Source organism: Candidatus Frankia nodulisporulans (assembly GCF_902806475.1).
In the GTDB taxonomy this organism is placed as follows: domain Bacteria; phylum Actinomycetota; class Actinomycetes; order Frankiales; family Frankiaceae; genus Frankia; species Frankia umida.
Window position 1 is genome coordinate 1 of record NZ_CADCWS010000269.1, and the last position, 5,382, is coordinate 5,382.

The window sequence follows — 5,382 nt, forward strand, 5'->3', positions numbered from 1 at the left end:
CCGTCCACCCCCGGCCGCTCCGCGTCGGACTACACCGACGAACCGGATGCGGACGAGCCGACCGCGAGTGATGCCGGGGCGGAGTCCTCGGGTGAGGAGGGTGCCCGCGAGCGGGTCGCCTCCGGTGCCGCCGAGGTGCGTCAGCGGGTGACCGGGGCCGCGCAGACGTTGGCGCCGCAACTGGGTGCCGCCGCCGGACGTACCCGCGAGGCCGCGGGCAAGGTCGCCGGCACCGTGCGGGACAAGGCCGCCGACAACCCGAAGCTGGCCGCCGCGACCGCCCGTTCCATCGACGCCCGCGACCGCGCACTCGGCACCGCCCTCGAACGGCTCGCCCAGCACCCGCAGGCCAGCGCCGCGGCGGAGAAGGCCTTCGCCACCAGCGGAAAGGCCGCCCGCTCCGCCGGCCAGCGCGCCCGCGGCAACCCGCGGGCCGCCGGTGGCGTGGTGGCCGGCATCGTCCTGCTCGCCCTGGCCGGACGCCGTCGCCGCCGCCGTCGCAAGGCCAGCTGACTCCCGCACCGGGACGTGTCACGACGTCTGGGAAGAAAATTGAAATACCGTGTTTGTCACCCAGGTCGACGGGAACGAATGAACCAGTCACCTCGGCAGGGAGAATAAAATGGTCACATTCGTTGTCGTCATGATTCTGCTCGGTCTGGTCGCTGGCGCGGTTGCGCGAGTGGTTCTTCCCGGGCCCGACCCCATTGGCATTCTCGGCACCATTGTTGTCGGCATCATCGGTTCCTTCGTCGGCGGCTTTCTCGGTTACGTCCTGTTCGGCAAGGACCTGGGCGAGGGTGCCCTGCAGCCGTCCGGCATCATCGGCTCGATCATCGGTGCCATCCTCGTGCTGCTGATCTGGCGGAACGTGGGCACCGGTCGCAGCCGGCGCTACGCCCGTCGGTAACCGAGCGGGTATCGGTCACGGCGGCACCGACAGGTGATCTCCGGGACTGCCGAGCACCTCTGACGGCGGTCGCGGGGCGCCCCCGGTAAGAACCAGACATGGTTCTCCCCGGTGGCTCCCGCGGCCGCCGTCAGTCATGTCCGGACTCGCCGCTGGTGCTGCGGGCAGGATGGCCAGCGGAGATGGCACCGCCAGCACTGGTCTGCGGCGGCACGCGGTCAAGCTGGCCATCCGTGTACGGATGGCCAGCTTCTGGAGGGATTCCGCGTCAGTGGGAGCGATCGTTCGTGGGGAAGGAGTCATCGTCCGGATCGGACGGGGCCTCACTGAAGTCGCGGGCGCGCCTGGCCGCATCGGGGTTGTCACCCGAGAACAGCGAGGCATCAGACGATATGTCGCTGTGGGAGTGCTGCGTCGACGACGGGGATGAGGACGCCGGCCCACCCCGCTCGGCCTCGGCCTCGGCGTTGTCGGAGCCGTCGTGGCGATCCTGCTTGCGCAGGAGGGTGCCGATCGCACTGCCGCGACGCGCACCGTTGTGGCCGTCATGGTTGTGGTCGGTACCAGCGATCCCAGTGGCGCCGGCATACCGGCCACTCCCATCGCGCCGTGCGTCGGCACCGGATCGTTGACCTGGCGTACGGGCGGAGGTTCCCGGGTCGAACTCGGTCGGGTCGAACTCGGTCGGGTCGGAATCACGCTGCCCGAAGACGGCCGAACCGACATCCTGACCGGGGCGGCCGAACTCGACGCGGGTGCGCGGCAGGGCGCCCGGGTGGTTGCGCTGCAGCCACAGGACGAGGGCTTCCCGCACGTGGCAGCGCAGGTCGAAGGTGGTGGGGCCGTCCTTGCCGCTCACCAGCACCCGAATGCGAATGTGGTCACCGATGGCGTCGGTCACCTGCAGAACACACACCCGTCGGTCCCACAGTTCGTTCGCCTCGAGAACCCGGTGCATCTCCGCGCGCATCTCCTCGATCGGGACCTCCCAGTCGAGATCGAGTTCGACGGCACCGAGCACAGCGGATTCCTTGCGGGTCCAGTTCTGGAACGGGGTGGTGGTGAAGTAAGTGGAGGGAAGGATCATCCGGCGGTCGTCCCAGATGTGCACGACCACGTAGGTCAGGGTGATCTCCTCGATGCGGCCCCATTCCTCCTCGACGACCACCACGTCATCGACGCGCATCGCGTCGGTGAAGGCGATCTGCAGGCCGGCGAAGACATTGGCCAGCGATGTCTGGGCGGCCAGGCCCGCGACGATGCCGACGACTCCGGCGCTGGCGAAGATACTGGCCCCGGCGACCCGCACACTCGGGATCGTCATGAGGATCGACGCGGCGGCGATGACCGAGATGACCGCGACCGTGATCCGGCGCAGCAGGCTGACCTGGGTGCGTACGCGGCGGGCGTGGCGGTTGTCGACGACGTCCACCCGATAGCGCAGCAGCGCCAGTTCCTCGAACACGAACGCGAGGACCGTCACGCACCAGGCGAAGGCGGCGATCAGCAGAACGCCGCACAGGCGTGCCGATGAGGCGGTCCAGTCCTGTTCATGGGTGGTGCCCAGACTGATCTGGATCGCGATCAGGACCAGGGTGAGTCGGATCGGTCGGCGGCCGCGGTGGGCGAGGTCGGCGACGATCGCGGAATGCTGGCCGATTCGTCCGGCCACCCGGTGCAGCAGCACCGAGGCGGCCAGCGCGACGATCACCGCACCGGCCACCACGGTGAGCACGGCAATCGTGGACTGCATATCGGAAAACGAAAAATCGGGCGCGGCGCTCTCACGCACAGGCAGGCTCCTCGTCCGTCAGGGACAGTTCCCGCTCCCCCTGCCCATGAACGGTCGAGTCGATGAAGTGATAAGCGTCATAGCCCGCGACGCAGGCCCGTCGTGGGCGGCGGTGTCGCGCCGTCCGACAGTGCACGCAGGATGGAAAGATCCAGCTCATTGCGGATGCGGGCGACGATGCTGGCCCACTGTCGGGAGAACCCCGGCCGCCCCTCCAACGCCGCCCACACCCACGAAAGCTCCGGCTCGGTGTGCGCCCCCGGCATCCACAGATGCAGAAGCTGTTCGACGGCCGGCGCGATCCGTTCGATGCGGCCGGCCCGCACCGGTGGTTCGTCCAGTCCGTCCACAAGTCGTTGCATGATGGTCAGTAACCAGTCGTGCGCGGCAATATCCTCGCAGAGAGTCGCCAGTTGTTCGGCCGCGTCCAGCGCGGCGTGCACGACCAGCGTCCGCACCCCGGCGTCGTCGATGGTGAAGGAGGGCGACGGCGCGGGGCCGTTCGGCCCGGCATCGTGAACGGCGAAGCGAAACCGAGTGCGCGCGGTGCGCAGCGGGATGGTGCCGTTGAGCGTGGTCGCGGCCTGTACCCGATCCAGCTGTCGGCTCGCAATCGCCGCAAGATCCAGCACGCCTGGGCGCGAGGGGCCGGTGAACCCGCGGGCGAGGTCGTCATCGTCCGCTCGGCCGATCTGCTCCAGGATGCCGGGGTTGGCCAGGTGGGTGAACCATCCCCGCCGCCGGGCGTGGATGCCGGGACGACCGGCGGCGATCAATGTGCGGCTCGAGGCCAGCGCGATACGTCCGCCTATGAGCACTCCACGGCTTGTCACTGTGCCGATACCTTCCGTGCGTCGCCCGGCGGCGGAAGGCAGCCGGCAATACACCCCTTCGACGGTGTCCGGGGACACCGCGCGAGCCAGTGGCCGGGAGGTTGTCCGTACGCTGGCGGCCGGTGTGAACGCGAGAATCTCCCGAGCCATGTCCGGGTTGACCGCGTGCGAGTGGCGCAGCAGCGTGGTGCGGGCTTCCACGAGCAGCAGAGTGGGTCGCGGCCCGGGTGCGCTGTTGCCGGTCAAGGGCTGAGCAGAACGTAGGAAATCCGGTTGATGAGCTCCAGCGGCACGTCGATCCCCTCGGCGGCGGCTCGCCGCACCGCCTGTCGGGCGGTGACGGGGTCAGCCGCGACCTGGCAGAGGATCGTGCGCACCGCGGCCTCGACCGGCAGAAACCGGCTGTTCAGCACTGAAAGGGTGCGATAGGCGCACAATGGCGCCGCGGTGCGGGTGACCTGTGCGACGGCGGGCAGCGCCGACCAGCTGTCGGGCAGCTCAGCCGGGTCGACGAGCTCGGCCGCGACGGCATTCCCGCCGTCACGGCGCAGCATGCCAAGGCGGACAAGCTGCCACACGGCGGCCAGGTAGGCACAGGACCAGATCCGGGTGTCGTCACCGGCCGGGCTGCTCCACAGCTCCACGTCATGGAAGATCGAGTGCGGGTGGCGACCGTTTTCGGTCGGTGGGGCCCAGCGTGCCCGCTGCCCCATCGCCTGCCGTGCCTCGGTGGACGGCGAACGCTGGCCGTTGGTCAACCAGCCGGTCTGAGTGACCGGGGGCCGCGAACCGTTGGCGCCGAACGGCGGGTCCGCTACCAGCAAACCCTCGACGAGCTCAGCGAGCGAGCAGGCGGCTGGGCCCTGTACGAAGGCCGACTCGCGCGCCAGGTAGTCCAGCCGGGTACCCGCCCGCTCGGCGGCGGCCAGCAGCTGTGGGATCGCCGTGGTCGGTGGCGGGGCCGGGCGGGCCTGGGGATCGGTGGGACTGGAGTAGTCGTCCAGCAGCAGACAGGTGCTTACCCGCGGACGGCGGCCGGCGGGCAGGCATGCCACGGCCTGAATCCGGGCTTCGTCGACCCAGGGAGCGATTCGGGCAAAAAAATGGTCAAGATCGACGGTATGAAGATCCTCCAGGTACAGATGGCCAAGCTCGACCGATACCTGGGCCAGAGGCACCTCGCTGGTCCGTGCGAGCGCTGAGGACTCCATGTAGACCGCGTCCACCGGTGTGACCCGTTTCGTCATGCGCCCCGGTCGCCGGGACCGTCACTCCGCTTCGGGCGGAGGCGTGGGCGGGGCCGGGAACGGCGTGCTGGCCTCCCAGATCGCGTCGAACCTGTCCCGACGATCCCGGAGCGTGTCCCGATGATATCGAAGGTTCGTCCGCGCGATGCTCACTGTGGGGGGAACCCCCTCCAGCTCCACCTCGTAGCTCACATCGTCATCGAAAAGGATGAAGTCCTTGAACAGGGCCGTCCAGTCGTCGTATCGGGAGGATGGGGGCAGTTCATACACCTCGTTCGTGCGCACCTCCACCCCGGCGCTCGCCTGCTTCTCGCAGGTCCGGACGAAATCAGGGCTGGTGAGCACATCCGGATTGGTCAGGATGAAGATCCGCCGGACGGCGACCCCGCGTTCGACCGCCGCGCGCTGGGCATTGAGGTAATCCCGGCCGAGTTCGGTCTTCCAGAACCCGTCCTCGAAATTTCCCCGGCCACCGTCGGCGGCCGTCGTACTGATCGCGAGCATCTGTCGGCTGGCCGCCCGGGTCAGCGCAAGCAGCCAGTCGCGGTCCTCGCCCTCGCAGCCTGCCGCGAACGCCGCCGGCCCCTCTGCGGTCAGGCC

General features: G+C 69.1%; 5 protein-coding genes and 1 pseudogene. 2 read left to right on the forward strand and 4 right to left on the reverse strand.

The genetic code is table 11. The annotated features are described in order from the left end of the window. Together G6R24_RS17800 and G6R24_RS17805 are read left to right on the forward strand one after the other, a co-directional pair. Positions 1-513, forward strand: a 513-nt coding sequence (locus G6R24_RS17800) for a hypothetical protein (RefSeq protein ID WP_192029174.1), incomplete at its 5' end; no start/stop codon positions are given. Positions 514-622: 109 nt separating this feature from the next. After that, entirely contained in the window at positions 623-910 is a 288-nt protein-coding gene (locus tag G6R24_RS17805; RefSeq protein WP_163550345.1) for a GlsB/YeaQ/YmgE family stress response membrane protein, read from the forward strand. A 268-nt stretch (positions 911-1,178) separates the two neighbouring features. Here G6R24_RS17805 and G6R24_RS17810 read toward each other — a convergent pair whose 3' ends face one another. The 4 genes and pseudogenes from G6R24_RS17810 to G6R24_RS17825 form a co-directional block, all read right to left on the reverse strand. Continuing rightward, positions 1,179-2,663: a mechanosensitive ion channel family protein gene (locus G6R24_RS17810; RefSeq protein WP_163550346.1), complete on the reverse strand. Its 1,485-nt coding sequence runs from the start codon at positions 2,661-2,663 to the stop codon at positions 1,179-1,181. A gap of 116 nt (positions 2,664-2,779) precedes the next feature. Beyond that, complete coding sequence (locus G6R24_RS17815) at positions 2,780-3,736, reverse strand: SCO2521 family protein (RefSeq protein WP_263864083.1); 957 nt, start codon at positions 3,734-3,736, stop codon at positions 2,780-2,782. A gap of 41 nt (positions 3,737-3,777) precedes the next feature. Continuing rightward, the gene (locus G6R24_RS17820; RefSeq protein ID WP_163550348.1) at positions 3,778-4,782 is read right to left on the reverse strand and encodes an SCO2522 family protein; all 1,005 of its coding nucleotides are present in this window, start codon (positions 4,780-4,782) and stop codon (positions 3,778-3,780) included. Positions 4,783-4,803: 21 nt separating this feature from the next. Further along, a pseudogene (locus tag G6R24_RS17825) lies at positions 4,804-5,382 on the reverse strand (hypothetical protein); the annotation flags it as partial.

What these genes read in the sequence shown, in the direction of transcription:
- G6R24_RS17805 (WP_163550345.1), top strand. Translation starts at nt 623, where the DNA reads ATGGTCACATTCGTTGTCGTCATGATTCTGCTCGGTCTGGTCGCTGGC.
- G6R24_RS17810 (WP_163550346.1), bottom strand. Translation starts at nt 2,663, where the DNA reads ATGCAGTCCACGATTGCCGTGCTCACCGTGGTGGCCGGTGCGGTGATC.
- G6R24_RS17820 (WP_163550348.1), bottom strand. Translation starts at nt 4,782, where the DNA reads ATGACGAAACGGGTCACACCGGTGGACGCGGTCTACATGGAGTCCTCA.